Genomic DNA, 26,055 nt, shown 5'->3' with positions numbered 1-26,055 from the left:
ACCTTGGAGCCGGCGGCCCGTCCGCCCGGAACCCTCCGCTCCGAGACCGATATGTCCGGGATCCGTACACCTGCATCCCGGTCCCCCGGGTCCGGCGGCGACGCGATCGTCATCACCGGCGCCCGTGAGAACAACCTCCGCGACATCTCCCTCACCCTGCCCAAGAACAAGATCACCGTCTTCACCGGTGTCTCGGGTTCCGGAAAGTCCTCCGTCGTCTTCGACACCATCGCGGTGGAGTCGCAGCGCCAGCTCAACGAGACGTTCAGCGCCTTCGTCCGCAACCGGCTGCCCACGTACGAACGGCCGCTCGCCGACGGGATGGACGAGCTGTCCGTGGCCATCGTGGTGGACCAGAGACCGCTCGGCGGCAACGCCCGTTCCACGGTCGGCACGATGACCGACATCTACTCCGTCCTCCGGGTGCTGTTCTCCCGCCACAGCACGCCGTCCGCAGGTCCGGCGACCGCGTACTCCTTCAACGACCCCACCGGTATGTGCCCGGTCTGCGACGGGCTCGGCCGGACGGTCGCCCTGGATGTCGAGCGGGCGATCGACTGGACGAAGTCGCTGGACGAGGGCGCCCTGCTGCTGCCCGGGCTCTCGGTGGGCTCCTGGGAGTGGAAGCTGTATGCCGAGTCCGGCCGGTTCGACACCGCGAAACCCCTGGGCGCGTACACCCCGGAGGAGCGCGAGCTGCTCCTCCACGGCAGCGGATTCTCCGTCCGGATCGAGATGAAGACGGGCTCGGCCGATATGCGGTTCGACGGGATCGTCAACCGCTTCACCCGGCTCTTCCTCAAACGCGATACGGGGACCCTGTCCGAGAAGCGGCGGGAGGCGGCCGGCCGGTTCACCGTCGAGCGGCCCTGCCCGGAATGCGGGGGCGCCCGGCTGAACGCGGCGGCGCGGGCGTCCCGGATCGACGGTCTGGCCATCGCCGACTGGACCCGGATGGAAGTGGCCGAACTGGTCGAGGTGCTGGCGCGGATCGACGATCCGGTGGCCGCGCCGGTGGCGGCCGCCGCCCGGGAGAAGCTGGAGCGGGTGGTGGGGATCGGCCTCGGCTATCTCTCCCTGGACCGCGAGACCACCACCCTGTCCGGCGGGGAGGGCCAGCGGCTGAAGACGGTACGCCATCTCGGCAGCTCCCTCACCGGACTGACCTTCGTCTTCGACGAACCGAGCGTGGGGCTCCACCCCCGTGACGTGGGCCGGCTCAACGACCTGCTCGTCCGGCTGCGGGACCGCGGCAATACGGTCCTGGTGGTGGAGCACGACCCCGACGTCATGGCGATCGCGGACCATATCGTCGATATGGGCCCGGGTGCCGGCACCGAGGGCGGGCGGGTGGTCTACCAGGGCCCGTTCGAAGGGCTGCGGCGGGCCGACACCCTCACCGGGCGGTGCCTGCGCCGCCGCACCCCCCTGAAGAAGCAGTTCCGGACGGCCACCGGCTGGCTTCCGGTGACAGCGGCCGACCGCCACAACCTCAAGGGCATCGACGTACGGTTCCCCACCGGGGTGCTCACGGTGGTCACCGGCGTCGCCGGGTCGGGCAAGTCGACCCTGGTGTCGGAGGTGTTCACCGCGGCCCACCCCGAGGCCGTCGTGATCGACCAGGGGGCGATCACCGCTTCCGTACGCTCCACACCCGCGTCCTACCTGGGGCTGATGGACGGTGTCCGCAGGATCTTCGCCCGGGAGAACGGGGTGGATCCCGGCCTGTTCAGCTTCAACTCGTCCGGTGCATGCCGGGAGTGTTCGGGCCGGGGCGTCATCCACACCGATCTGGCGTTCATGGATCCGGTGACCACCGGCTGCCGGGCGTGCGGCGGCAGGCGGTTCCAGGACCATGTCCTGGAACACCGGGTGCGCGGCCGGTCGATCGTCGACGTCCTCGGGATGACCGCGGCGGAGGCCTCGGCGTTCTTCGAGGGCGAAGCGCAGATGCTGCGCAGGCTTGCCGCGCTCGACGAGGTGGGGCTGGTCTACCTCAGCCTGGGACAGCCGCTGAGCACGCTCTCCGGCGGTGAGCGGCAGCGGCTGAAACTCGCCACTCAACTGCACCGCACGGGCAGTGTGTACGTCCTGGACGAGCCGACGACCGGACTGCACATGGCCGATGTCGGCACCCTCGTCACCCTGCTGGACCGGCTGGTCGACGCCGGGAACACGGTGATCTGCGTGGAGCACAACACCGATGTGGTCAAACGGGCGGACTGGGTCGTCGATCTGGGGCCCGACGGCGGGAAGCACGGCGGGGAGCTGGTCTTCGAGGGGACCCCGGACCGGCTCGCGGCACATCCGGGGTCGTTCACGGCCGCGTTCCTCCGCCGGGATCAGGGCCTCGCCCAGCCCTCCCCGGAGGAGGCTGTTCCAGTGGGCCTTCCGGCCCTTCCGGAGGCTCCGCCACGCCCGTGAGATACGTGACATGCCTCTCCGGCTCCCCCGGCGAAACCCTGCCACAACCCCTTTGAGCTGCGGATATCACCAAACGTAAGCGGCTCGGTCCGGAGCGGGCTTGGTGGAAGGCTTACCCCACCCTTAACCTACGGTCTCGTAACCTACGAATCCGTAGGTATCGTCTGCCCGCACAGGCTTCTCTCCCGTCCCCTGGAGCACCCGTGACCATCACCTCTCCCCACCTCGGCAGTTCGGAAGCGTGGACCGACGCCCGGCTGCTGTTCGCGCTCGAAGAGGTGGTCGAGAAGGAGCTGAACCGCCATCTGAAGGCCGCCAAGGACTGGATGCCCCACGAGTATGTGCCGTTCGGCGACGGCCGCAACTTCCCGGGCTTCTTCGAGGACGGAGTGGCCTGGGAGTCCGAGCAGTCGAAGGTCACCGACATAGGCCGGATCGCGCTGGTGGTGAATCTGCTCACCGAGGACAACCTCCCCAGCTACCACCACGAGATCGCCAGCCTCTTCGGCCGTGACGGCGCCTGGGGCACCTGGGTGCACCGCTGGACCGCGGAGGAGGGCCGGCACGGCATCGTGATGCGCGACTACCTGCTCACCTCCCGCGCCGTCGACCCGGACAAGCTGGAAGCCTTCCGGATGTCGCATATGTCGGAGGGGTTCGAGTCCGACAACCGCCATTCGATGCTGCACTCCGTTGCGTACGTCGCCTTCCAGGAGCTGGCCACCCGGGTCTCCCACCGGAACACCGGCCACCAGTCGGGCGACCCCGTCTGCGACCGGATGCTCGCCCGGATCGCCACGGACGAGAACCTCCACATGGTCTTCTACCGGAATCTGCTCAGCGCGGCGTTCGAGCTGGCGCCCGACCTGACCATGCAGGCCGTGCGGGATGTGGTGGTCGACTTCCGGATGCCCGGCCACGGTATCCCCGGCTTCGAGCGGGCCGCCGCCCAGATGGCCATCGGCGGGATCTACAACCTGCGGATCCACCACGACGACGTGCTGGCGCCGGTCCTTCGCTTCCTGAGGGTGCTGGAGATCGGCGATCTCGGTCCGGACGGACTGAAGGCCCAGGAGGAGCTGGGTCTCTACATGAACGGGCTGAACGCGGAGGCGACGAAGTTCGACGAGAAGCTCGCCGCGCGCCGCGCCCGGCTGGCGGCCCGCGCCGCCGGCTGACCCGCCCCGCCGGGCCTCCGGGGCGGGCGGCTCAGGCCGCCCGCCCCGACTTCAGCCGGTGCCGCTCCTGCTCGGAGAGCCCGCCCCAGACCCCGAACTTCTCGTCGTGCTCCAGCGCGTACTCCAGACACGCGACCCGCCCGGGGCAGGCGCGGCAGAGCTGCTTGGCCTCACGGGTGGAGGAGCCGGGAGCCGGGAAGAAGAACTCGGGGCCGGTCTGGGCGCAGAGGGCCGTCTCCTGCCAGGAGAGGTCCTCGACGGCGGCGATGGTGGTGTTCTGCATGCCGACCACCGTCGCGTATCGCGATAAACGCCTGATCAACGACGCATCAACAGCCCTCACCGGCCGCAAAATGCCTGATGGGAAGGCTTGGGCGGGAATTCGGTCACTCCCGGGGCGCGGGCGTCATCACAAAGAACTGCGCGCCCGCCGGGTCGGCGATGTTGGCGAAGCGCCCGATGCCCTCCATATCGGCGGGCGCCAGCCGTACCGTACCGCCCGCTTCGGTCGCCCTGGCCGCCGTGGCATCGCAGTCCTCGGTGAAGAAGTACGGCTGCCAGCACGGCCGGTCCAGTACGCCTTCGCCGCCGAGCGGGGCGATCCCGCCGAACATGTCGTCGGCGGTCTTCCGGGCTGGGTGGATCATCGTGTACGCGGCGCCGTCGCCGCCGGGCATCGGCATCGACGTGGTTCCCCAGCCGAAGACCTCCGAGTAGAAACCGAGGGCGCCGGGCACGTCCGAGGTGTTCAGCTCCACCCAGAACAGGGTGTTGGGGGCGTTGACCGCGTCCAGTCCCTTGTTGGTGCCGGGCTGCCAGACGGCGAAGAACGCGTCCTGCGGATCGGTGAAGCACGCCATCCGGCCCAGGTCCATCACATCCATCGGCTCCACCAGCACGGTGCCGCCGCCGTCGCGGACCACTGCCGCCGTGGCATTGGCGTCGGGGGTCTGGAAGTAGATGTTCCAGGAGGTGGGGCCCTGTTCGGGCGCGATGGTCATCCCCCCGGCGACCGTCTTCCCGCCGCTCTGGAAGAGACCGTAGCCGCCGACCTCGGCACCGCCCGGCTGGAACGCCCAGTCGAAGACGGTGCCGTAGAACCCGGCGGCGGCGTCGATATCGGGGGTGCCGAGGTCCAGCCACACGGGTGAACCGGGGACGTAATCCGTGCTGAGCATGGTGCTCCGCCTTCCGCGCGTCGGACGCTCCCCCACGTCCCCAGTCTCCCGCCGCTCCCGGGCCCCCGCATCCGGTGCCGCCGGGCCCCGGGGTGCACCGGGGGCGGGAGGATCAGTGGTGCGGCGGGTCGTAGCCGGGGATCGTGCCGTCGGGTTTGGCGATGAGCAGCAGACCCGCCATGCCCATATCGGAGTGGCTCTGGACATGGCAGTGGTACATCCAGGCGCCCGCGCCCACCCCCTCTCCCGCGATGATCTGGAGGCCGAAGGAGTCCGCGGGGCCGGTGATCTTGTTGTCGACGATCCGGCTGGGGTCGTTCGCCCCGGTCAGCAGGCCGGTGCGGTTGTCCGCCCAGCGATGACCGTGGATATGGAACGTGTGGTAGTACTCGCCGTGGGTGATCATGACGATCTCCACCCGGTCGCCCACGGTCGCCCGGAAGTCAGGGCCGGTGTGGCCCTGCTTGTTGTTGATGGTCATATCGTTGAAGACCACGGTGAACTGCTTGTCGGGCAGGATGTCGCCCTTGCGCCGGACGACGACCGGACCGTAGAGCCCCTTGCGGATGCCGCCGGTGCCGTGGTCCGTACCGACGACGTGGTCGTGGTAATGCCAGTAGCCGGCGCTGCCCTCGCGCCAGGTGCCGTCCGCGCGGCGGCCCGGGGCATGGGTGCGCCAGGTGTAGGTGCGGGTGGCACCGGGCTCCACATGGCTGCGGCTGAGCCGGGTGCCGTCGTTGTTGATGTCGTAGTCGACACCGTGGACATGGAGGCTGACGGGGATGTCCATGAGGTTCTCGAACTCGATATGGAGGGTGTCGCCCTCGTTCAGTTCGATCATCGGGCCGGGGATGGTGGCCTTGCCCTTCTCCAGGCCGTACCCCAGCTGACCGTCCGCCAGCTTCTCGGCGTAGAGCTTCATATGGCGCACCTTGCCCCCGGCGGGTGCGGTCCGGGGCGGGATCGCGGCCAGCGGCCCGGCCTGGGCGGGGGTGCCGCCCGTGGCGAGGGGGACCGCGGTGACCCCGGCCGCGGCCGCACTGCCGGCCAGTACTCGTCGGTTGAAGCTCCGTCTGTCCATGCCGCACTCTCCGCTCTGCCGGGGAACGCCTGGGAACGCCTGGGAACACGTGGAACGTTGGGGTGCCCGGGATGTCTGGGGTGCCCGGGGTGCCCGGGCACCTGGAAACGCCGCGGACGCCCAGGTCACTCGGGACGCCTGGGGACGCTCAGGAACGCTGGGGGACGCTGGGAATTGCCGGGAAACACCGCGAGGGGACCGAAGGGATGCCCGAACGGGGCACACGGCACCGCCGGGGGACGGCCATACGGTAGCCCGAGGATCTTTGTTTATCCACACTCAGGACAAAGTTTGTTCTTTCGCGGTCATACCTATTGGCGAACCGCGAAAAGAGGTCTAGCTTCCTTTGCTGTCGTCGGCTGCTGTCGGCTGTTGTCATGACCACAGAGGAGTGGGTGACCCCATGCAGCGCGCACCACATCACCGGTCAAGATCCCGAACCGGCGCCTTCCGGGGCGCCGTCGCGGCGGCCCTCGGGGTCGGCGCCCTCACCGCGTCCCTGCTCACCGGGGTGGAGACGGCTTCCGCCGGCACTCCGCCGGAACCCCGGGCGACAACGATGTCCCTCCCTTCGCCACCGGGCGGCAAGAACGTCCGGGTCCTGGTCTTCCACGGTTCGGCGTCCGCGGAGTCCCCGCTGGTCGACGCCGGTATCCGGGCGGTGGAGACGATCGGTCTCACCGGTCCGGCGGCGGGCCGGTTCGCCACCGAGGCCACCGACGATCCCGCCGTGTTCACCGATGCCGCCCGGCTCGGGAAGTTCAACGCGGTCGTGTTCCTGACCGGCGGCGGCGATGTCCTGGACCCGGAGCAGGAAGCGGGCCTGGAGACCTTCATGGAGGCCGGGGGCGGTTTCCTCGGCGTCCATGACGCGGCGCGTACGGAGCCGTACTCCGACTGGTTCACCGGGCTGATCGGGGCCCGGCCCACGGGCGCGCCCAGCTCCGTCCAGCGGGCCGTGGTCGAGGTCGGCGACCGGCAGCATCCGGCGACCGCGTCCCTGCCGCTGGAGTGGAAGCGGCCGGACAAGTGGTTCAACTGGTCGGTCAACCCGTCGGGCAGTGTGCACACCGTGGCCCGGCTCAAGGAGAGTTCGATCACCCCGGCCGCGAAGCCCAACGGCTGGGACCACCCGGTCTCCTGGTGCCGCGACTACGACGGCGGCCGGTCCTTCTACACCGGGATGGGCGGTACGGTCGACAGCTTCGCCGAGACCGACTTCCGCGACCATCTGCGCGGCGCCCTGGCCTGGACGTCCCGTCTCTCCCGCGCCGACTGCAAGGCCACCATCACCGCCAACTACACCGCCGAACGGGTCACCAAGCCCAACCAGCCCGGTCAGAACGACCAGATCGGCGAGCCCCACGGTCTGGTCACCGCCCCCGACGGCACGGTGTTCTACATCGGCCGCGGCGGCGCCGACAGCACCCGGCCGGTGGTGACCGACTGGAACAACCCGGATATCGGCAAGGGCAACGGCGAGATCCACGTCTACGACCCGAAGACCCGGCAGACCACCCTGGCCGGTGCGCTGAGCGTCTTCGGCAACAAGGGCGGCGGCGACGAGCTGGTCAAGAACGAGGAGGGGCTGCTCGGTATCGAGCTGGACCCGCAGTTCTCGTCCAACGGCTGGGTGTATCTCCACTACACACCGCACTCCGACATCAACCGCGATACCCGGATGGCGGACCGCCGGGTCTCCCGCTTCGGCTACGACTTCACCACCCGCAAACTGAACCTCGCCAGCGAGAAGGTGCTGCTGGAGTGGCCCGTCCAGATCCACAGCTGCTGCCACTCGGGCGGCGGGATGGCCTGGGACTCGAAGGGCAACCTCTACATCGCGACCGGGGACAACAACTCCTCGCGGTTCAGCGACGGCTACTCGGGCAACAACCCGCAGCCGAACTACAAGGGCGTCTCCTTCGCGGACGCGCGCCGTACCTCCGGCAACACCAACAACCTCAACGGCAAGATCCTCCGGATCAAACCGAAGCCCAACGGCACCTACACGATCCCCGCGGGCAATCTCTTCACCGGTGACGAGACGGCCGAGGGCGGCGGGAAGACCCGCGGCGAGATCTATGTGATGGGCGTCCGCAATCCGTCCCGGATCTTCGTCGACCGGAAGACGGACGTCCTGTACGCGGGCTGGGTCGGCCCGGACGCCGGAGCACCGTCCACGACCTGGGGCCCGGCGAAGTACGACACCTTCGCCGCGATCACCAAGGCGGGCAACCACGGCTGGCCGTTCTGCATGGGCAACAACCAGCCCTACCGCGACCGCGGTGCCGCCGACCCGGCGAAGCCGCTCGGCTGGTACGACTGCGCGGCCCCGAAGAACGAGTCCCCGAACAACGACGGTCTGGTGAATCTGCCACCGGTCACCCCGAACACCATCTGGTACTCGCCGCAGGGCGGCGGGCCGGACTTCCCGAGGGACGCGAACGGGGTGCCCAGCTACCAGCTCGAAGAGCAGAAGCTGCTGATGCCGTGGCTCAAGGGCGGCGCGCAGGCGACCATGACCGGTCCGGTCTACCGCTACGACGCGGCGAGCAGCTCCGCCGTGAAGTGGCCTTCGTACTGGGACGGCAAATGGTTCGTGGGCGACTTCTACGACGGCGACCAGCCGCGGCACGCCGTTCTGACCGACCCGAAGACCGTGGGCCGGGGCGGGATCCCGGTGCACGCCGAATCCCTGAAGAAGATCGTCCCGGTCGGGGCGAACGGCATCCGCAACCTCATGGACTGGAAGTTCGCCCCGGACGGTTCGCTGTACGTCCTCGACTACGGGCGCGGCTTCTTCACCTCCGAGGCGCGCTCGGCGCTCTGGCAGATCACCTACAAGGGCGGCGAGGCCACCCCGCCCGCGGACCGGCTGGCACGGAAGGCGGCACGGTGAGCATCCTGCGGCACACCAAGGGAAGACGCGGAACGGCCGGATTGTGGACGGCCCTGGTGGCCTCGTTCGCCATGGTCGTGGGGCTGCTGTCGGCGGTCGCGTACGGCCAGGGCGGACCCGCCCGTACCACCGCGGCGGCCGGCAGCGGTACGGCGGCCGTCCGGGCCGCGGACGGCACCCCGGCCGGCGGCGCGGCGAAAACGGCCGAAGCACCCGCCGCGGCGCAGACCCTGACCTGGACGGCGGGCGATCCGATCGACCGCTATCTCAGCTTCCCCACCACCGCGGTGGCGGGCCGGACGACGATCGTCTTCGAGAACAGCCGGGCATCGGGCAACACCACCGGGATGCCGCACACGCTCACGTTCGACGTATCGGACCCCGAGTACAACAACGACGTCCCGCTGAACATCCTGGCCAATCCGAACGACGACCGGGGCGGCAAGCACACCACCGAGGTCACCCTGACCCCCGGCCGCTACCGCTTCTTCTGCACGATCCCCGGCCACGGCACGATGCAGGGCATCCTCACCGTCTCCGACCCCGCCGGTGAGGACACCACCGCACCGGTCACCGAGGCGAAGGTGACGGGCGACCGGAACGCCGAAGGCGCGTACGTCGGAACCGCCACGGTCGCGGTGACGGCGACCGACGACGCTTCCGGTGTGGAGCGCATCGAGTACGCGACCGGTGCCGACGGCCCCTGGCAGGCGTACACCGCGCCCGTCGTGGTGAACACGGTCGGCGAGCACCGGATCCGCTACCGCGCCACCGACCGGGCCGGGAACACGGCCGCCGAGAAGTCCGTCTCCTTCAAGGTCGCGCCCCCGCCGACGGACGACCGGACCCCGCCGGAGACCTCGGCCACGGTCTCCGGCGAACAGGACGGGCAGGGCCGCTATCTCGATATGGCGACCGTGACCGTCACCGCGTCCGACACCGGCTCCGGCGTCAACACCGTCGAGTACGCGCTCGGCGCCGACGGCGCCTGGCAGCCGTACACCGCCCCCGTGATGGTCCACGGGGTCGGCACGCACACCGTCCGCTACCGGGCCACGGACCGGGCGGGCAACGCTTCCGCCGCGAAGGCGGTGGAGTTCACCGTCGTCACCCCGCCGTCACCGGACACCACACCGCCCGTGACGGGCGCGGAGGTCACGGGGCAGCGGAACTCCGACGGGGCGTACCTGAACCGGGCCACGGTGACCGTGAGCGCCACCGACCACGGCGGCTCGGGTGTGGAGCGCGTCGAGTACGCACTCGACGGGGGCCCCTATCTCGCCTACACCGCACCGGTGGCCGTCGACCGGACCGGCTACCACACCGTCCACTACCGGGCGACGGACAAGGCGGGCAACACCTCCGCCGCGCTGAGGGTGACGTTCACGCTCGCGGAGGGCGGCGGGGTTCCGGCCCCGAACTGCCCCGAGTGGGACGAACGGCTCACCGTGATCGTCGGTACGGTCGACACCGGGGTGCCCAACCGGATGACCCGCTCCCGCTGCACCGTCAACGAACTGATCGAGGACGAGAAGGCGTGGTCCTCGCAGGCGCTCTTCCTCAAGCACGTCGACAAGGTGCTCGACGGGCTGCTGGAGGACGGGGTGATCGACACCCGCGAGCACCGGAAGGTCTACGCGGCCGCCCAGCAGTCCGGGATCGGGAAGCCCGGACAGAACACCGGCTACCGCGACCTCTTCGACGGGACGAAGAAGTCCTTCGACCGCTGGCAGCACGTCGGCGGCGGCTCCTTCGCCCTCAACGACGACGGGTCGATGACCAGCGGCACCACCAAGGGCGGGCTGGGGATGCTCTGGTTCCCCGCGGCCCAGTTCGGGGACTTCTCGCTGAAGCTCCAGTGGCGCGACGACGCCCCGGGCACGGGCAACGCCAACAGCGGGGTCTTCGTCCGCTTCCCGTACGTCCACGACAATCCGGAGGAGCCGCGCCCGGAGTGGGTCGCCATCAAATACGGCCACGAGGTGCAGGTCCTGGACCGGCCCGACGGCGATATGTACAAAACCGGATCGGTGTACGGCTTCGACCGCGTCGGCCTGGCCGGGGCGGGCGTGACGCCCAAGGGCACCTGGAACGACTACGAGATCCGGGTGGTCGGGCAGTCGTACTCGGTCTACCGGAACGGCGCGCTGGTCAACCGGTTCGAGAACACGGCCGGGCAGAGCTTCGCCCCGCCGCGGGCGGGTGACGTCGGCACCGACGGACGCCGCTACGCGATCGGCCATCTCGGACTCCAGGTCCACGGCACGACCGATGTGGTCTCCTACCGCAATATCCGGATCCAGGAGCTGTGACACCCGGCTCCGTCCGCCGTGGGCCCCTCCCGCCGGGAGGGGCCCACGGCCCGTTCCGGGCGGGCTTCCCGCACCGGCCGGTCCTACTCCGCCGCGGCTTCGTCCGTCGCGGTGCCGTCCGCAGCGGTCTCGTCCACGGCCGTCTCGTCCGCCGCCGTCTTCTTCCTGGCCCGGCTCGGCTGGACCCGTTTCGGCTCCCCGGGCATCTTCGGATACTCCGGCGGATACGGCAGATCCCCCAGCCCGTGGTCGGCCTCGTCCTTCCGGGCCGCCTCCAGCAGCGCCTCCAGACCGAACCGGTGGTCGTCCATATCGGCGTGGACGTCGCCCGCCTCCGCGTACCGTCCGGGCATGGTCATGATGTCGAAGTCCTCCGGGCGGGCATCGTCGATCTCCTCCCAGCGCAGCGGTGCGGAGACCGGCGCATGGGGCCGGGGCCGGACGGAGTAGGCGGAGGCGATGGTCCGGTCGCGGGCCGTCTGGTTGTAGTCGACGAAGATCCGCTCTCCGCGCTCCTCCTTCCACCATTTGATGGTGACCCGGTCCGGCATCCTGCGCTCCAGCAGCCGGCCGCAGGCGATGGCGGCCCGCCGGACCTGGACGAAGGTCCAGTCGGGCCTGATGGGGACGAAGACGTGCAGCCCCCGTCCGCCGGAGGTCTTGGGCCAGCCGCGCAGTCCGACGCCGTCGAGGACGTCCCGCAGTTCATGGGCGGCGCGCACCGCGTCCTCGTAGTCGGTGCCGGGCTGCGGGTCGAGGTCGATGCGGAGTTCGTCGGGGTGCTCGGTATCGGCCCGCCGCACCGGCCACGGGTGGAAGGTGACCGCGCCCAGATTGGCGGCCCAGACCACGGCGGCGGGTTCGGTGGGGCACAGTTCGTCGGCGGACCGGCCGCTGGGGAAGGTGATATGGGCCGTGGGGATCCAGTCGGGCAGATACTTGGGGGCGCGTTTCTGGAAGAAGGACTCGCCGGTCACTCCGTCGGGGTAACGCTCCAGGGTCGTCGGCCGGTCCCGCAGGGCGCGGGTGATGCCGTCGCCGACGGCCAGGTAGTAGCGGACCATGTCCAGCTTGGTGTATCCGCGCTCGGGAAAGTAGACCTTGTCGGGGTTGGAGACCTTGACGGTCCGCTCCCCCACTTCCAGTTCCAACGCTCGGCCGGCCATGTGCGTCAGGGTATGCCGAGCCGACTTTCCCCGCATACCGGACAATCCCCCTATGGACCTCCCGGTGATGCCGCCCGTGAAACCGATGCTGGCCAAGTCCGTGAAGACCATTCCGCCCGATATGCAGTACGAGGCCAAATGGGATGGTTTCCGGGCCGTGGTCCACCGCGACGGCGACGAGATCGTCATCGGCTCCCGCACCGGTAAGCCGCTCACCCGCTACTTCCCGGAGCTGGTGGCCGCGCTCGCGGAGAACCTTCCCCCGCGGTGTGTGGTGGACGGCGAGATCGTGATCGTGCACGGCGGCCGGCTGGACTTCGACCGGCTCAGCGAACGCATCCACCCCGCCGAATCCCGGGTCAGGACTCTCGCCGAGCGCACCCCGGCGAGTTTCGTCGCCTTCGACCTGTTGGCCCTCGGGGACGTCTCCCATCTGGAGACCCCGCTCGCGGAGCGGCGGTCGCTGCTCGCCGGAGCGCTGCGGACGGCCCGGCCGCCGGTGCATCTGGCGCCCGCCACCACCGACCGGGAGCTGGCGGAGGTCTGGTTCGACCGCTACGAGGGCGCCGGGCTCGACGGTGTCGTCGCCAAACCCCTCGACCTGCCGTACCGGCCCGACGCCCGGCTGATGTTCAAGATCAAACACGAGCGGACGGCCGATGTGGTCGTCGCGGGCTACCGCTTCCACAAGAGCGGTCCCGTGGTGGGTTCGCTGCTGCTCGGCCTGTACGACGGCGCCGGGGCGCTCCAGCATGTGGGCGTCTGTGCCGCGTTCCCGATGAAACGGCGGGAGGAGCTGGTCGGGGAGCTGGAACCGCTGCGGATGGACCCGGCCGACGCCCATCCGTGGGCCGCGTGGACGGACGCGGGTGCCCATGAGTCGTCCCGGCTGCCGGGGGCGGTCAGCCGCTGGACGGGGAAGAAGGACCTGTCGTGGACCGCGCTGCGGCCGGAGCGGGTACTGGAGGTGGCGTACGACCATATGGAGGGCACCCGGTTCCGGCACACCGCCCAGTTCCGCCGCTGGCGGCCGGACCGCTCCCCCTCCGACTGCACCTACGCACAGCTGGAGGAGCCGGTCGGCTACGACCTGTCGGAGGTGCTGTCGGAAGCGGGATCCGGCTGAAGTACCGCCGGGGTGGAGGGGTGGGCGTCAGCCCGTGCCCGTGGTGCCCTCGTCCCGGGTCAGGGCGCCGATCGCCGACGAGACGCGGGCCCAGGTCTCCGTATCGCGGTCCAGCGCGGGGAGTTCCACCGCGGGCGGGGATCCGGCCGACCAGGTACGGGCCACCGTGACCGGGTCCGCCCCGGTGGCGGCCGCCGCCGCGAGGGCCGCCGCGCCCAGGGCCGTCAGGTCGGCGTCGGCGGGGATCAGCAGGGGGCGGCCGGAGAGGCGGCGAACGGTCTCCACCCAGTAGCGGCCCCGGGCGCCGCCGCCGATCAGACGCAGGGGAAGGGACGCCGGGCCCGGGGCGGCCGGGTCGAGGCCGCAGGCGGTGAGGACCTCGTCGAGGGCACGGAGCACGGTCACCGCCGCTCCCTCGTAGGCGGCGCCCAGGATCTGCTGCCGGGTCGTCGTATGCCGCAGGCCCGTCAGCAGCCCGGCCGCCTCCGGGAGATCGGGGGTGCGCTCGCCGTCGAGGTACGGGAGGAGCACCACGCCCCCGCCCGCCTCGGCGGCGTCCCGGCCCAGGCCCAGCAGGGCCGCGATCCGGTCCACGGCGAGCGTGCAGTTGAGGGTGCAGGCCAGCGGGAGGTACGTACCGTCCGTGGCCGCGAAGCCGGAGAGAGCAGGTGTCACCGGCCGGGAGCGGGTCGCCGCGTACACCGTGCCGGAGGTGCCGAGGCTCAGTACGGGATGGTCCAGCAGGCCCGTACCGCCCAGTCCGAGTCCCACCGCCGCCGCCATATTGTCGCCGGTGCCCGCCGCGACCGCGATCCCCGCCGGAAGGCCCAGAGCCTCGGCCGCGGCGGGGCGCAGGGAGCCGATCCGGGTGCCGCCGGTGGGCGCGACCTCGGGCAGGAGGCCGGCGTCGAGACCGAGGAGTCCGAGGATCTCCGGGTCGTAGCCGCCGGTCGCCGTCGCGTACCAGCCGGTGCCCGAGGCGTCGCCCGGGTCCGTCGCCGCGACCCCGGACAGCTTCTCCGTGAGGTAGTCGTGGGGAAGGCGGACCGCGGCCGCGGCCGCCGCGGCGCGCGGTTCGCGCTCCGTCAGCAGCCGCCACTTCGCCGCTGTCAGCGCGGCGACCGGCGCCGAACCGGTCCGTTGCGCCCACTCCCGCGCCCCGCCGGGCAGCGCCCCCGCCAGCGCGGCGGCCTGCGGCGCGGAGCGGGTGTCGTTCCACAGCATTGCGGGCCGGACCGGGCGCCCTTGTGCATCGAGGACGACCAGCCCGTGCTGCTGGCCGGCGACCGCGATCCCGGTGACCGCCGAAGGCCGTACCCCCGAATCCTTCAGCGCCTGTGCGACGGCCTCGCACAGCGCCCGCCACCAGAGTTCCGGATCGGTCTCCCGGGCCCCGGCCTCGCCGGTGACCTCGTGCGCGGCCCGGCCGACCGCGAGGGTGCGGCCCGTGGCGGCGTCGGCCAGCACCGCCTTCGCCGACTGGGTCGAGCTGTCAACGCCGATGACAACGGCCTGAGCGGGCATCGCCACACCTCTCAGCTTCTGATTTGGAGTCGCGGCAAACAAAATACGGCAACCCCGGTTCGACCAACAGGTGTTGAGGGTCTTCAAGAAATCCATGGCTGTGGGCATCATTAGTCAGCAGTACAAACAAAACCCGGCAGCCCGCGATCCGAGGTGGTCAGCGCCATGACCGAGTTCACTCCCACCCCCGACGACCGGTTCAGCTTCGGCCTCTGGACGGTCGGCTGGCAGGGCCGCGATCCCTTCGGGGACGCGACCCGGCAGCCCCTCGACCCGGTAGAGACCGTGCACCGCCTCGCCGGACTCGGCGCTTACGGCGTCACCTTCCACGACGACGATCTGATCCCCTTCGGCGCCCCCGAGTCCGAACGCGAGCGCCGGATCGAACGATTCCGCACCGCCCTGGACGAGACCGGACTCGTCGTCCCCATGGCCACCACCAACCTCTTCACCCATCCCGTGTTCAAGGACGGCGCGTTCACCGCCAACGACCGGGACATACGGCGGTACGCGCTCCGCAAGACGATCCGCAATATCGACCTGGCGGCCCGGCTCGGCGCCACGGTCTATGTCGCCTGGGGCGGGCGCGAAGGGGCCGAGTCCGGCGCGGCCAAGGACGTCCGGACCGCGCTCGACCGGCTGAAGGAGGCCTTCGACCTGCTCGGCGAGTACGTCACCGAACAGGGCTACCCGCTGCGCTTCGCCGTCGAGCCCAAACCCAACGAACCCCGCGGCGACCTCCTGCTGCCCACCGTCGGGCACGCCCTCGCCTTCGTCGAACGCCTCGAACGCCCGGAGCTGTTCGGGCTCAACCCCGAGGTCGGCCACGAGCAGATGGCCGGGCTGAACTTCCCGCACGGAATCGCCCAGGCGCTCTGGGCGGAGAAGCTGTTCCACATCGACCTCAACGGGCAGAACGGCGTCAAGTACGACCAGGACCTCCGCTTCGGCGCGGGCGATCTGCGCTCGGCCTTCTGGCTGGTCGACCTGCTGGAGTCGGCGGGCTACGAGGGCCCGCGGCACTTCGACTTCAAACCGCCGCGCACCGAGGATGCGGCCGGGGTCTGGGCCTCCGCCGAGGGCTGTATGCGGAACTATCTCGTCCTCAAGGCCCGGACTGCGGCCTTCCGCGCCGATCCGCGGGTACGGGACGCGCTGCGCGCCGCCCGCCTCGACGAACTGGCCGTCCCCACCGCGCCGGACGGCCTGGCCGGGCTGCTGGCGGACCGGACCGCGTTCGAGGACTTCGACGCGGAGGCGGCGGCGGAACGCGGGATGGCGTTCGAGGCGCTGGACCAGTTGGCGCTGGACCATCTCCTCGGCACGGCGTAGGCAGCCGTACGATCGCGCCCGGGGCGGTGGGCGGCCCGGCTTCCACCGGCCGGGAACCCGCCGCCCGGCGGACGGGAGGACCGGAGGACCGGTTCCGGATCCGGCGCCGTCCGGTGGACTCCGCGGCCCGCGCCGGCCCTGTCCGCTCCGGATCCCCCGCCCGGCCTTCAGCCCGCCGGCTCCGGATCCCGCGTCAGCCCGTGGACGCCCGCGGGCCGTAGGCGAGGGGATCCGTCAGAACGTCCTGGACGACCATCGCCGCCGCGCCGCGGACCGCGTCCGTCGCCGGGGACGCCGCGCGCAGCCGGGACGCCGCCGCGGGCCAGAGACCGGACACGACCCGGGCCGAGAGTTCACGGGAGGCGGGCGGCGCGAGCCATGGGCTCAGCGGGCGGTAGATACCGCCGAGGACGACCGCGTCCGGGTCGAAGAGGTTGACCGCTCCCGACAGCACCCGGCCGAGCATGGTGCCGCCGCGGGCCAGGGCGAGCAGGGCCCGTTCGTCGCCCGTCCGGGCCCGGTGGATCAGTTCGGAGACGGCGTTCGCGCCGTCGGACTCGTCCAGGCCGGCGGCCCGCAGCAGCGCCGCCTGGCCCGCGTACTGTTCGAGACAGCCACGGGACCCGCACCGGCATTCGGGGCCGTCCGGTGCCACCACGGCGTGCCCGATCTCCCCGGCGAAACCGTGTGCCCCGCGCAGCAGTTCGCCGCCGAGCACCAGCGCGCCGCCGACCCCGATCTCCCCACTGACGTACAGGAACGTCCGGACGTCCCCGAGACCGCCGAACCAGAGTTCGGCCAGCGCGGCGAGGTTCGCCTCGTTCTCGGCGCGCACCGGCAGCGCGGCCCGCTGCGGGCGCTGGGCGGTGAGGGCCTCGGCGAACAGGTTCTCGGCGAGCACCCGGCTCCAGCCGAGGTTGGGCGCGGAACGGACCGTACCGGACGACACCAGACCGGGCAGGGCGAGCGCCGCGCCGACCGGGCGCAACTCCTGCTCGTCGGCGAAGGCCAGCGCGCGGGCGGCGATCCTGGCGGCCCTGGCCAGCACCCGGGAGGGCGCGCCGCCGCGATTGTCGAGGTGCTCCACGAGCCGGACCCGGTCGGTTCCGGCCAGGTCGACGACGCAGACGGACACATAGTCGATGTTGATCTCGACGCCGAGTCCGGCGACCCCGGTTCTGGCCATTTTGAGGACCGTGCCCGGCCGGCCCGCGTGCCCGCTGAAGGTCTTCCCGGACTCGGAGAGGAATCCGGCCTCCAGCAACTGCTCGACGAGGGAGGAGATGGCGGCCCGGGTCAGGCCGACCCGGGCGGAGATCCCGGCCCGGGTGGTCTCCCCGGCGTCGCGCACCGCGCGCAGTACCAGGCTCAGATTGTGGCGCCGTACGGTGTCCCGGCCCGCTTTCGGCTCCAGCGGATCACGGCCGGGACCCGGCGCCGGACGCCCGGCGGGAGGCCGGGGGCGGGGAGCCGCGGCCGCGTTGAAGGGGTCGGGCGTCTGGGCCGTACCGAGGGCGGCAGGGGGCCGGTCGGGGGCGGACCGCGGCGCCGTGACCGCCGCCGGTCGGAGCGGACCGGCGGACAGTGGATCCCCACAGCACCCGTCCGTGGCCGGGGCCGCCGGAGACGGCTGATGGGTGGGAACAGCCGGAGGGGTCGGCGGACGCTCCTCAGGACGCTCGGCGTGATCGGCCCGCGCGGCGCGCGCGGTTTCGTCCATACGGCGTCAGCCCTGGGGTCCGCGGTAACCGAGGGACGCCTCGATCCGGCCGGCCAGACCGTCCCGGGGCCGCGGGCCGCGGGCCGCGGACCCGGAACCGGCCAGCCAGGTGCGGCAACGGCTGCCGAGGAGGACGCCGAAGCTCTCCGCCTCGTTCTCCTCGGCCTGGTCGAAGCCGGTGCGCGCGGCGACCCGGAGGACGGTGTCCCGCAGGTCCGCTTCGTCCGAGAGCAGACGTGCGGCGACCGCGGCGCCGTCGACGTGGTGGGTACAGTGGCCCGCTTCCATATGCCACAGCTCGTGGCCGAGGATGACGAGTTGGTGCGCCGGGGCGGTGCGCTCCTCGATGACGACCAGATCCTGGTCGGTCATGTCGAGCCAGAGCCCGCTGGCGGTACCCGCGGGAAAGGCTGCCGTACGGTAGCGGACCGGACGGCCGCGGTGGGCGCTCATCGCCTGGCAGAGCGCCGAGTAGAGGTCGTCGGGCCGGGCGGCGGGGGCGGGCAGGTCGATCGCACCGACCAGCTCGCCGCAGAGCCGACGCATCCGCTTGCCAATGCTCACCGTTCTCCTCCCCTCCCGGACGGCTCCCGTCGCCGACGGCCGTGTTCGCACGGCGTCGCCACCGGCTCCGTACTCCCTATCGTCGCGCGGAAGGGGGCCGGGGCTGAAGTCACGTTTCCGTCTGGTTCGCGCCGCCGGGGGCGCCGGAATCGGCCGATTCGCTCGCGCGGGTGGGCTTGACGCTCTCCAGGAGCATGTCGAGCCATTCGGTCACCTTGTCGCGGTGCTTGTCGGTGGGCAACTGGGCGGCGCGCCAGGCGATCCCGCGGACACCGTGGTCGAGGAGGAGCCGTTCCAGCGGATCGCCGTCGCCCGACCAGTCCTTGAGGAGCTTCTGTTCGGTACGGAGCAGGGCGCCGTTGAGCGCCTCGGCGTCCTCGGCCGTCAGAAAGCCCGCATGGACGCCGAAGAACCGCTGGATCGCGTCACAGTGTTCCATCGTCGGGCGGCGGTCGCCGTTGATGAGGGCGCCCGCCTGCTGCCGCGACATCCCGGCGCCGTCCGCGATCTCCTGCTGCGTGTGGCGGCGGCCGTTCGGCTTCAGCCGGGTGGAGCGGAGCAGGTCGAGCCGTTGCAGGAAGCGCGCCTGGAGATCGGGCTCCCCGGCCGGGCGCCCGTCGAGGAGCGCGGCGACCACTTCGGCGGGGACACCGGAGGCCTCCGAGAGCTGCTGGACGTCGAAGACCCCGCCGTGGCTCATTCCCAGGCGGTCCGCGAGTTCGGCGACCCGGGCCACCGACGCCGCCAGAGTGTCAGCGGCTGCCGGACCCGGAACCGAGAAGCCGTCTGTCACCAGTAGGTCTCCTAGATCACGCGAGAGGGCTCCGCACACAGTTGGCTGCCCGGAGATTAACTGTTCCGGAGCCGGGCAACCAGCTTTTGCCACATCTGTGGCGAGAATCCTACGGTCGGGGGCGCGGAATGCCACGATAGTTGACATGATCTGCCGTGCAGGAGCAGGATCGCGGGGCGGGGTGAAGATCAGCAGACGCCGCCGCAGCGGGAAATTCGAGAAGGGTGGCGTTCTCGATGACACATGAGACGGGAGCCGACCGTCCTGGTGTCCACGGGCGTCGGGGGTGCACGGCGGCCGGAGGCCGCGGCACGCTCCGCGCGAGGAGATTCGCCGATCTGGTGCGGGGGCGCCGTGAGGAGCTGGGGCTCAGCGTGGCCGACGTGGCGGCGCGGCTGGAGATCAGCACCCGGACGTACGGCTCCTGGGAGCGCACTCCGGCCAACGAATGGTCCGAGGAGCGGCTCCATGCGCTGGTGAAGGCGCTGGAGATGACGGACCAGCAGGGCGGCTGGCTGTTCCGGCTCGCGGTGGACCGCGAGATGCCCGCGCCGGTGCACGCACCGCCGGCCCGCAAGAAGGACGTCCTTCCGCTGGGTCCCGCGCGGCCCTCGGGCGCCGCCTTCCCGCGCCGGACCCCGGTCGGGCCGCTGCTGCCCTTCCCGCCGTCCACCACCTCGCTGCCGAAGGCCGCCGCGCCGGCACCGCCCGGCGACCCCGCCACCCAGGCCTATCTGCGGGATTACGCGGTCATGATGGACGCGGTGCCGCTGCCGTCGGTGCTCTTCGACCGGCGCTGGGACGTGGCCCATGCCAACCCGGCGTACCAGGAACTCTTCCGCGACGTGAGCCTCCATCCGACGGCCATGCCGGACCAGAACTTCCTGCGGTTCGTGCTCTTCCACCCCGACGCGGGCGCCGTCCTCGGCGACCGGGAGACCGGCTGGTGTCTGCCGCTGCTCGCGCAGTTGGAGACGGCGCTGGAGCGGTACGCCGACGACAGCGTGCTTCAGGCCATTCGCCAGGAGATCGAGGACGACCCGATCATGGACGCCGCCTACCGGTGCGGGCTGCCGCACTGGGTGCGGGCCACCGGTGCCGCCGCGGTCCACCACGACGGTGCCGTCAGGACGGTGTACCACCCCGACCCGCGCTGGGGACGGGCCGAATGCCGGATCGTCGACGAGACCCCGGCGACACTGGAGGACTGCGGCTTCACCCGGATGACGATGGTGCTGCGCGAGCAGCGGACGCCGACGCCCGGCGCCCCGGAGGCCCGGCGCAGGGCGGCCAGGCCCCATCTGCGGGCCGTCGGGGGCGCCTGACCGGATCAGGGGGCGCGCCGAGCAGTCCGGTGCGCCCCCTGATCCGGCGACGGAGGGGCGCATGCACCGGAACGGTTGAAGCGGCCGGCCCGGATGTTCCGCAAGGTGTACGGGAGAGCCCCCGGCCCTGATGGGGCGTCTCCCGGACCGGAGAAAACCGGAATTGGACGTTCCGCAGGGCTCGGGCCTTGTCACGGCCGGGCCCGGCCGCGAACATGACCCGCATGCCTCAGCAGCCCCCCGCCGCAGTGGTGCGCGCCCGCCGGGCGGGGCGGTCCGGACCGGAGTCCACCGGGCGCTCGCCGAGTAGGCGGACCCTTCGGTGCTCGCCGGGCCCTGTGCCGTCCGGCGTCCGCCGCGTGGACAGGGCGCTTGGTTCCCGCTGTTTCTCCGAGGTCCAGGCCCCCGTCTTCCCCAAGCAGGGGCCTGGACCTCTCCCCCTTCCCCATTTCCCCCGTTCCCCCCGTCCGCTGCGGTTCACCGTGTGCCCCCGGGCGCCGTCGTCGCCCGGGACGGTTCATCGCAGCGAAGCCACGGCCCATTCCGCGGCGAGCACCAGGGCGACCCCGGCGCCGAGGACCGCCGTGGCGACTCTGGTCCGTCCGGCCTTGCTGAGTACCAGTGCGCTGCCCGACATGATCAGCGCGACACCGTAGAAGCCCATCGTCAGTACCGAGTGCGTACTGCCGAGACGCAGGGCCAGAACGGCTCCCACCAGAGCCATGATCACCGTGGAGAGGACGATCCGGACCCGGCGTGCCTGGCGTGGTGTGAGCCCCTGTCGTTCCGGGGCCGAATTGGCTTCCGACATGCGCGGAAGCCTATCCGTCCGGCTTTCGGCCGGGGGCTCGTCGGCCGGATCCGTGGCAATCACCGGTGAGATCGCGGGGGCGGCCACGGACCGGGCCCGCATCCCGCCGGCCGGAGCGACCGGGCCGATCCGGCGGGGCGTCCGCAGCGGACCGGCGCCCCGGTTCCGGTCCGGCCCGGGGCCGTGGGGATCATGGTGGCCATGAGTGACGATCCTGCTGCGCAGGCTCCCGTGGCCGTCCGCACGGAGGGCCGTGGAATGCCTCAGCACTGCGCCTCCGAACCCCGCGGGAAGGAGACTCCGTACGGGATGCTCGCATGGGCCAGCTCGGCCCAGACGGTCCGGCCCGAGCCGTACAGGGCCGAGTGCGCGCCCCAGGCGCGGGAGACCGCCTCCACGAGCAGCAGGCCCCGCCCCCGCTCCTCCGCGTCCCGGGCATGGCAGACGTGCGGCCCCGAGGGCGCGCAGCCCTGGTCCCGCACGCTGATCCGCAGATGTTCGACGTCGTTGAGCAGCTCGCAGGCAACGAGATGGCTGCCACTGTGCACCACCGCATTGGTCACCAGCTCGGATATCACCAGCATCGCGGTGTCGTGCGTATCGCCGCCGATACCCCAGCAGCGGAGCCGGTCACGGGTGAGCCTGCGGGCTCTGGAGACGTACTCGACGCGCGCCGGCACCTCGAAGCCGTACCGATGGTGGTCGGCCTCCGAGCACGGATCCAGGAGGGGGACATGGCGCGTGTCGTGGTTCACACCAACACTGTCGCGCTGCAATCGACATTTTGGCAAGGGTCACTGTGAACTTTTCAGAGTGGGCATATTCAGCGACACTGAGTGCGTGGCACACTGCTCGCACCAGCACGTGGGGAGGTCTTCGAAGTGAGTGAACCGCGGTCCGCCCCCACGGTGGGGCAGGTCGTTCTCGGCAAGCGCCTGCAGGATCTGCGCGAGCGCGCCGGTCTCAAGCGCGAGGAGGCCGCCAAGGTCCTTCGCGTCGCCGCGGGCACCATTCGCCGCATGGAGACCGCCGAGGTCGCGCTGAAGATCCCGTACGTCCAGCTGCTCCTGGACGCCTACGGCATCAGCGAGGAGGAGGCGCGCGGGTTCATCGAACTGGCCGAGGAGGCGAACAAGCCCGGCTGGTGGCAGCGCTTCCACGACGTCCTGCCCGGCTGGTTCAGCATGTACGTGAGCCTGGAGGGGGCAGCCAGCCTCATCCGGGCCTACGAGCCGCACTTCGTCCCCGGTCTGCTCCAGACCGAGGACTACGCCCGCGCCATCATGCTCAGCGGCGCCATCGGGCAGACCGACCCCGAGGACATCGAGCGCCATGTGGCGCTGCGGATGGAGCGGCAGTCCCTGCTGCTCCAGCCCGATGCTCCCCGGCTGTGGGTGATCATGGACGAGACCGTGTTCCGCAGGCCCGTCGGCGACCCCGGCGTCATGCGCGAGCAGATCGACAAAGTACTCGAAGGCGCCGAGCTGCCCCATGTGACCCTCCAGATCGCGGAGTTCGCGTCCGGACACCACCCCGGCACCTACGGGCCGTTCGTGCTGTTCCGGTTCGCGGTCCCCGAGCTCCCGGACATGGTGTACAGCGAGTACCTCAGCGGCGCCGTCTATCTCGACGCCCGCCCCGAGGTCGCCTCGCACCTTGAGGTCCTGGACCGCATGGCGGCCCAGGCCGCGACTGCACAACGCACGAAGGAGATCCTCAACGATCTCCGCAAGGAGCTGTGAATGGATCACATATACAACGGCATGCCGGCCACCGAGCTGGGCGAAGCGGGCTGGCACAAGCCGTGGAGCGGCGGGAACGGCGGAAACTGCTTCGAGACGATGAAGCTGGCCGACGGCCGGGTGGCCGTACGGCAGTCCGCGGATCCCGACGGTCCGGCGTTGATCTACACACCCGGGGAGATCGCCGCGTTCATCCAGGGCGCCAAGTCCGGGAAAGCGGACTTCCTGCTGACCTGAGCGGACGCGCCCGTCGACGGTGTACGCGGCCCGTCGACGGCGGCAGCGGCCCTCGGCGAGGGCAGGGGAACAGTGCGGACCGTCCCGTGCGGAACGGGCGGATCAACGGCGTGCGGGCGACAGCCCCGCACGCCGTTCGTCGTGCGTCGTGCGTCGTGCGTCGTGCGTCGTTCCAGGGCGGGGACACCCCCCGGCGCGCGTCCACTCCCCGGGCGGGGCGGATGGCCGGTGCAGCCATCTCTTAGGGTCACTCCGTGCCCGACATATCACTGACCACACTGGTGCTGCTCGCTCTCGCCGCCGCCGCGGCCGGCTGGATCGACGCGGTGGTGGGCGGCGGCGGACTCCTGCTGCTGCCCGCGCTGCTCCTCGGGCTGCCGCAGACCCCGGCCGCCCATGTCCTCGGAACCAACAAGGCCGTGGCCATCGTCGGGACGACCGGCGCAGCGGTGACCTATCTGCGCCGTGCCACGATCGACGTGCGGACGGCGGTACGGATCGGTCTCGCCGCCCTCGCCGGGTCGATGGCCGGGGCCTTCTTCGCCGCCGGGATCAGCAGTGAGGTGCTGCGCCCGGTCATCATGGTGGTCCTGCTCGGTGTCGCCGCGTTCGTCCTGCTGCGGCCCCGCTTCGGCAGTGCGCCCGACGAGCCTCGGCCCGAGGTGACCCGGGCCCGGACAGTGGCCGCGATCGTCCTGGTCGGCGGCGGAATCGGGTTCTACGACGGGCTGATCGGGCCCGGCACCGGGACCTTCCTGGTGCTGGCGCTGACCGCCGTACTCCATCTCGATCTGGTGGGGGCCTCGGCGACGGCCAAGGTGGTCAACGTCTGCACGAATGCGGGCGCGCTGGCGATGTTCGCCTACCAAGGCGCGGTGATCTGGCAGCTCGCGGCGGTCCTGGCGGTGTTCAACCTCCTCGGCGCCACCGTCGGTGCCCGGATGGCCCTCAGCAAAGGCAACGGCTTCGTCCGCGGGGTGCTGCTGACGGTGGTGCTGCTGCTCGTCGCGAGGATGGCGTTCGACCAGTGGGCCTGAGCGGCGGATCCGGAGTTGTCCACAGGCCCGCACCGCCCGCCGGGGTTCCCGTACGGTGGGGTGATCGTCGAACACGAGGTGGTGTCGGACATGGTGGAACCCTCACAACCCGGGCCGTCCGGGAGCGGCTTCGTCCAGGCGGGGGTGTGGCATTCCGTTCCGCGCCGGGACGTACCGACCGCCCCGGCCGAGGCCCTGCTCCTCGTCGACGTCCAGACCGCTTTCCTCACCGGCCCGGACGCCGTGCCGGACGCCCCGGGGCTGACCGCGAGACTGGGCGCGCTGCTGGAGCGGGCGCGAGCGGCGGGCGCCGTCGTGGTCCATCTGCGGAACGACGGTGAGACGGGCGCACCCGACGAGCCGGGCAAGCCCGGCTGGCAGCTCCGTCTCCCGGTGCGCGAATCCGCCCGGGAGACGGTGGTGTCGAAGGAGAGCGACGACGGCTTCGACGGCACCGCCCTCGGCGCGCTGCTGGACGGGCACGGGGTGCGCAGTGTGGTGATCGCCGGGGTGCTGTCGGAGATGTGCGTCGCCGCGACGACCCGCGGCGCACTGGACCACGGCCTGCGCGTCGTGCTGCCTCACGACACCCATACGACCTACGGCCTCGACGAGCTGCCCCCGGCCGTTGTGTCGAAGGTCGCGGAACACACCCTGGGCCCGGACCCCGAGTTCGTGGCCTCGGCCGCCGCGGTGGCCTTCACCGCTCCCGGAGGCGGCCGGTAGCCGGCGGTGCCACCGGACCCGTGTCCCGGTGCCCCCGATGGCGTACGCCGGTGGCACTGAGTGCCGAGCGGACCGGCCCGTACGATCCCGCTCGTCTCCGTGCGCCGGGCGGACGACCGAACCAGCCGCGCCGTCCCCTCGTTTCCCTGTACGGGGTTCCCGAATTCCCCAACGGAACAGGAACCGCGGATCAGGGCAGCGGACCAAGGGCAGAGGAGCGGTCATGACCGTCAGGGGCGTGGATGTGTCGGCGTTTCAGCCGACCTACGACGCGAGCGGGCTGGGCTTTGTGTTCGTCAAGGCCACCGAGGGACACACCTGGACCAGTCCGGTGCAGGCCAAGCAGGCCACCACGGCCCGCGACGCGGGTGCCGTCGTCGGCTTCTACCACTTCCTGTGGCCGGGGCAGATCCCGGCCCAGGCGGCGTACTTCGTCGCACAGGCCGACAGCCGTCCCGGCGACGTCCTCGCCTGCGACTGGGAGACGACCGCGGACGGCACCGCGGCGAGCTGCGCGGAGAAGGACGCCTTCCTCGCCGAGGTGCAGCGGCTGCGGCCCGGACACCGCACGGTGCTGTACTGCAACACCGACTTCTGGCTGCACCGCGACACCACCTCCCGGTGCGGCGACGGGCTGTGGATCGCGGACGTCACCACGGCGGGACAGCCGCGTATCCAACACGCCTGGGTGTTCCACCAGTACGCGATCTCCGGCGGCCTCGACCGCGATGTGGCGAACTTCGCTACCACCGCCGCCCTGAGGACCTGGGCGACCGGCTGACCGGGCGACCGAGGACGTCCGACGGCCTGCTCGCCGAGAACCCGCGGCCACTCGCCGCCCCGCCCGGGTCCGCGTCGTCGGCACCGGCAACGCGGCGGA

The 26,055-nt window shown here is 71.2% G+C and carries 22 protein-coding genes; 12 read left to right on the top strand and 10 right to left on the bottom strand.

Annotation, left to right across the window (positions count from 1 at the left end; all coding sequences use genetic code 11):
- Nucleotides 1–51: 51 nt before the first annotated feature.
- Together ACIQ9E_RS03110 and ACIQ9E_RS03105 are read left to right on the top strand one after the other, a co-directional pair.
- Nucleotides 52–2,424, top strand: a complete 2,373-nt coding sequence (locus ACIQ9E_RS03110; RefSeq protein WP_403701350.1) for an ATP-binding cassette domain-containing protein — start codon at nt 52–54, stop codon at nt 2,422–2,424.
- A gap of 203 nt (nt 2,425–2,627) precedes the next feature.
- Nucleotides 2,628–3,602, top strand: a complete 975-nt coding sequence (locus ACIQ9E_RS03105) for an acyl-ACP desaturase (protein ID WP_403701011.1) — start codon at nt 2,628–2,630, stop codon at nt 3,600–3,602.
- Nucleotides 3,603–3,633: 31 nt separating this feature from the next.
- On the opposite strand, the gene ACIQ9E_RS03100 is transcribed toward ACIQ9E_RS03105, so the two are convergent.
- The 3 genes from ACIQ9E_RS03100 to ACIQ9E_RS03090 all read right to left on the bottom strand — a co-directional run bounded on the left by ACIQ9E_RS03100 (nt 3,634) and on the right by ACIQ9E_RS03090 (nt 5,861).
- Nucleotides 3,634–3,885 (bottom strand): WhiB family transcriptional regulator, encoded by a 252-nt coding sequence (locus ACIQ9E_RS03100; protein ID WP_403701008.1) that lies wholly within the window; start codon nt 3,883–3,885, stop codon nt 3,634–3,636.
- A 103-nt stretch (nt 3,886–3,988) separates the two neighbouring features.
- Nucleotides 3,989–4,780 carry a VOC family protein gene (locus ACIQ9E_RS03095; protein ID WP_403701005.1) on the bottom strand — a complete coding sequence of 264 codons (792 nt, stop codon included), beginning with the start codon at nt 4,778–4,780 and terminating at the stop codon, nt 3,989–3,991.
- Nucleotides 4,781–4,892: 112 nt separating this feature from the next.
- On the bottom strand, nt 4,893–5,861 hold the full coding sequence (locus ACIQ9E_RS03090) for a multicopper oxidase domain-containing protein (RefSeq protein WP_403701002.1): 969 nt from the start codon (nt 5,859–5,861) through the stop codon (nt 4,893–4,895).
- A 403-nt stretch (nt 5,862–6,264) separates the two neighbouring features.
- Here ACIQ9E_RS03090 and ACIQ9E_RS03085 point away from each other — a divergent pair, with 403 nt between their 5' ends.
- Nucleotides 6,265–8,760 (top strand): ThuA domain-containing protein, encoded by a 2,496-nt coding sequence (locus ACIQ9E_RS03085; protein ID WP_403700991.1) that lies wholly within the window; start codon nt 6,265–6,267, stop codon nt 8,758–8,760.
- A gap of 71 nt (nt 8,761–8,831) precedes the next feature.
- Complete coding sequence (locus ACIQ9E_RS03080) at nt 8,832–11,072, top strand: OmpL47-type beta-barrel domain-containing protein (RefSeq protein WP_403701347.1); 2,241 nt, start codon at nt 8,832–8,834, stop codon at nt 11,070–11,072.
- Between the two features lie 83 nt (nt 11,073–11,155).
- On the opposite strand, the gene ligD is transcribed toward ACIQ9E_RS03080, so the two are convergent.
- The gene (gene ligD / locus ACIQ9E_RS03075; RefSeq protein ID WP_403700986.1) at nt 11,156–12,238 is read right to left on the bottom strand and encodes a non-homologous end-joining DNA ligase; all 1,083 of its coding nucleotides are present in this window, start codon (nt 12,236–12,238) and stop codon (nt 11,156–11,158) included.
- Between the two features lie 52 nt (nt 12,239–12,290).
- On the opposite strand from ligD, the gene ACIQ9E_RS03070 reads away from it, so the two are divergent.
- Nucleotides 12,291–13,364, top strand: a complete 1,074-nt coding sequence (locus ACIQ9E_RS03070; RefSeq protein WP_403700983.1) for an ATP-dependent DNA ligase — start codon at nt 12,291–12,293, stop codon at nt 13,362–13,364.
- A gap of 27 nt (nt 13,365–13,391) precedes the next feature.
- Here ACIQ9E_RS03070 and xylB read toward each other — a convergent pair whose 3' ends face one another.
- On the bottom strand, nt 13,392–14,888 hold the full coding sequence (gene xylB, locus ACIQ9E_RS03065) for a xylulokinase (RefSeq protein WP_403700980.1): 1,497 nt from the start codon (nt 14,886–14,888) through the stop codon (nt 13,392–13,394).
- 165 nt (nt 14,889–15,053) lie between these two features.
- Here xylB and xylA point away from each other — a divergent pair, with 165 nt between their 5' ends.
- The gene (gene xylA / locus ACIQ9E_RS03060; RefSeq protein WP_403700977.1) at nt 15,054–16,220 is read left to right on the top strand and encodes a xylose isomerase; all 1,167 of its coding nucleotides are present in this window, start codon (nt 15,054–15,056) and stop codon (nt 16,218–16,220) included.
- A gap of 193 nt (nt 16,221–16,413) precedes the next feature.
- Here the strand turns inward: xylA and ACIQ9E_RS03055 are convergent, their stop codons facing one another.
- The 3 genes from ACIQ9E_RS03055 to ACIQ9E_RS03045 form a co-directional block, all read right to left on the bottom strand.
- A complete protein-coding gene (locus ACIQ9E_RS03055; protein ID WP_403701344.1) occupies nt 16,414–17,634 on the bottom strand; it encodes an ROK family protein in 1,221 nt (406 codons plus the stop codon).
- A 312-nt stretch (nt 17,635–17,946) separates the two neighbouring features.
- A complete protein-coding gene (locus ACIQ9E_RS03050) occupies nt 17,947–18,486 on the bottom strand; it encodes a toxin-antitoxin system, toxin component (protein WP_403701341.1) in 540 nt (179 codons plus the stop codon).
- Between the two features lie 127 nt (nt 18,487–18,613).
- Nucleotides 18,614–19,297 (bottom strand): helix-turn-helix domain-containing protein, encoded by a 684-nt coding sequence (locus ACIQ9E_RS03045; protein ID WP_403700974.1) that lies wholly within the window; start codon nt 19,295–19,297, stop codon nt 18,614–18,616.
- 341 nt (nt 19,298–19,638) lie between these two features.
- Here ACIQ9E_RS03045 and ACIQ9E_RS03040 point away from each other — a divergent pair, with 341 nt between their 5' ends.
- Complete coding sequence (locus ACIQ9E_RS03040; protein WP_403700971.1) at nt 19,639–20,622, top strand: transcriptional regulator; 984 nt, start codon at nt 19,639–19,641, stop codon at nt 20,620–20,622.
- Nucleotides 20,623–21,139: 517 nt separating this feature from the next.
- On the opposite strand, the gene ACIQ9E_RS03035 is transcribed toward ACIQ9E_RS03040, so the two are convergent.
- Both ACIQ9E_RS03035 and ACIQ9E_RS03030 read right to left on the bottom strand, forming a co-directional pair.
- Complete coding sequence (locus ACIQ9E_RS03035) at nt 21,140–21,433, bottom strand: hypothetical protein (RefSeq protein ID WP_130584730.1); 294 nt, start codon at nt 21,431–21,433, stop codon at nt 21,140–21,142.
- Between the two features lie 263 nt (nt 21,434–21,696).
- A complete protein-coding gene (locus ACIQ9E_RS03030; protein WP_403700968.1) occupies nt 21,697–22,188 on the bottom strand; it encodes an ATP-binding protein in 492 nt (163 codons plus the stop codon).
- 126 nt (nt 22,189–22,314) lie between these two features.
- Here ACIQ9E_RS03030 and ACIQ9E_RS03025 point away from each other — a divergent pair, with 126 nt between their 5' ends.
- The 5 genes from ACIQ9E_RS03025 to ACIQ9E_RS03005 all read left to right on the top strand — a co-directional run bounded on the left by ACIQ9E_RS03025 (nt 22,315) and on the right by ACIQ9E_RS03005 (nt 25,956).
- Complete coding sequence (locus tag ACIQ9E_RS03025) at nt 22,315–23,175, top strand: helix-turn-helix domain-containing protein (RefSeq protein WP_403700964.1); 861 nt, start codon at nt 22,315–22,317, stop codon at nt 23,173–23,175.
- Entirely contained in the window at nt 23,176–23,412 is a 237-nt protein-coding gene (locus tag ACIQ9E_RS03020; protein ID WP_006345481.1) for a DUF397 domain-containing protein, read from the top strand. It begins immediately after the preceding gene.
- A gap of 254 nt (nt 23,413–23,666) precedes the next feature.
- Nucleotides 23,667–24,449, top strand: coding sequence for a sulfite exporter TauE/SafE family protein (locus ACIQ9E_RS03015; protein WP_403700961.1), 783 nt, complete (start codon nt 23,667–23,669; stop codon nt 24,447–24,449).
- Between the two features lie 60 nt (nt 24,450–24,509).
- Nucleotides 24,510–25,175: an isochorismatase family protein gene (locus ACIQ9E_RS03010; protein WP_403700958.1), complete on the top strand. Its 666-nt coding sequence runs from the start codon at nt 24,510–24,512 to the stop codon at nt 25,173–25,175.
- 223 nt (nt 25,176–25,398) lie between these two features.
- Entirely contained in the window at nt 25,399–25,956 is a 558-nt protein-coding gene (locus tag ACIQ9E_RS03005) for a glycoside hydrolase family 25 protein (RefSeq protein WP_403700956.1), read from the top strand.
- Nucleotides 25,957–26,055 lie beyond the last annotated feature (99 nt).

The sequence above is a fragment of the Streptomyces sp. NPDC094448 genome (genome assembly GCF_044763775.1).
Classification (GTDB): Bacteria; Actinomycetota; Actinomycetes; order Streptomycetales; family Streptomycetaceae; genus Streptomyces.
This window is presented reverse-complemented; position numbering and strand designations above follow the sequence as displayed.

Coding starts and splice junctions, on each gene's coding strand:
- ACIQ9E_RS03110 (WP_403701350.1), top strand. CDS start 52: ATGTCCGGGATCCGTACACCTGCATCCCGGTCCCCCGGGTCCGGCGGC.
- ACIQ9E_RS03100 (WP_403701008.1), bottom strand. CDS start 3,885: ATGCAGAACACCACCATCGCCGCCGTCGAGGACCTCTCCTGGCAGGAG.
- ACIQ9E_RS03095 (WP_403701005.1), bottom strand. CDS start 4,780: ATGCTCAGCACGGATTACGTCCCCGGTTCACCCGTGTGGCTGGACCTC.
- ACIQ9E_RS03090 (WP_403701002.1), bottom strand. CDS start 5,861: ATGGACAGACGGAGCTTCAACCGACGAGTACTGGCCGGCAGTGCGGCC.
- ACIQ9E_RS03085 (WP_403700991.1), top strand. CDS start 6,265: ATGCAGCGCGCACCACATCACCGGTCAAGATCCCGAACCGGCGCCTTC.
- ACIQ9E_RS03080 (WP_403701347.1), top strand. CDS start 8,832: ATGGTCGTGGGGCTGCTGTCGGCGGTCGCGTACGGCCAGGGCGGACCC.
- ligD (WP_403700986.1), bottom strand. CDS start 12,238: ATGGCCGGCCGAGCGTTGGAACTGGAAGTGGGGGAGCGGACCGTCAAG.
- ACIQ9E_RS03070 (WP_403700983.1), top strand. CDS start 12,291: ATGGACCTCCCGGTGATGCCGCCCGTGAAACCGATGCTGGCCAAGTCC.
- xylB (WP_403700980.1), bottom strand. CDS start 14,888: ATGCCCGCTCAGGCCGTTGTCATCGGCGTTGACAGCTCGACCCAGTCG.
- xylA (WP_403700977.1), top strand. CDS start 15,054: ATGACCGAGTTCACTCCCACCCCCGACGACCGGTTCAGCTTCGGCCTC.
- ACIQ9E_RS03050 (WP_403701341.1), bottom strand. CDS start 18,486: ATGCGTCGGCTCTGCGGCGAGCTGGTCGGTGCGATCGACCTGCCCGCC.
- ACIQ9E_RS03035 (WP_130584730.1), bottom strand. CDS start 21,433: ATGTCGGAAGCCAATTCGGCCCCGGAACGACAGGGGCTCACACCACGC.
- ACIQ9E_RS03020 (WP_006345481.1), top strand. CDS start 23,176: ATGGATCACATATACAACGGCATGCCGGCCACCGAGCTGGGCGAAGCG.
- ACIQ9E_RS03005 (WP_403700956.1), top strand. CDS start 25,399: ATGACCGTCAGGGGCGTGGATGTGTCGGCGTTTCAGCCGACCTACGAC.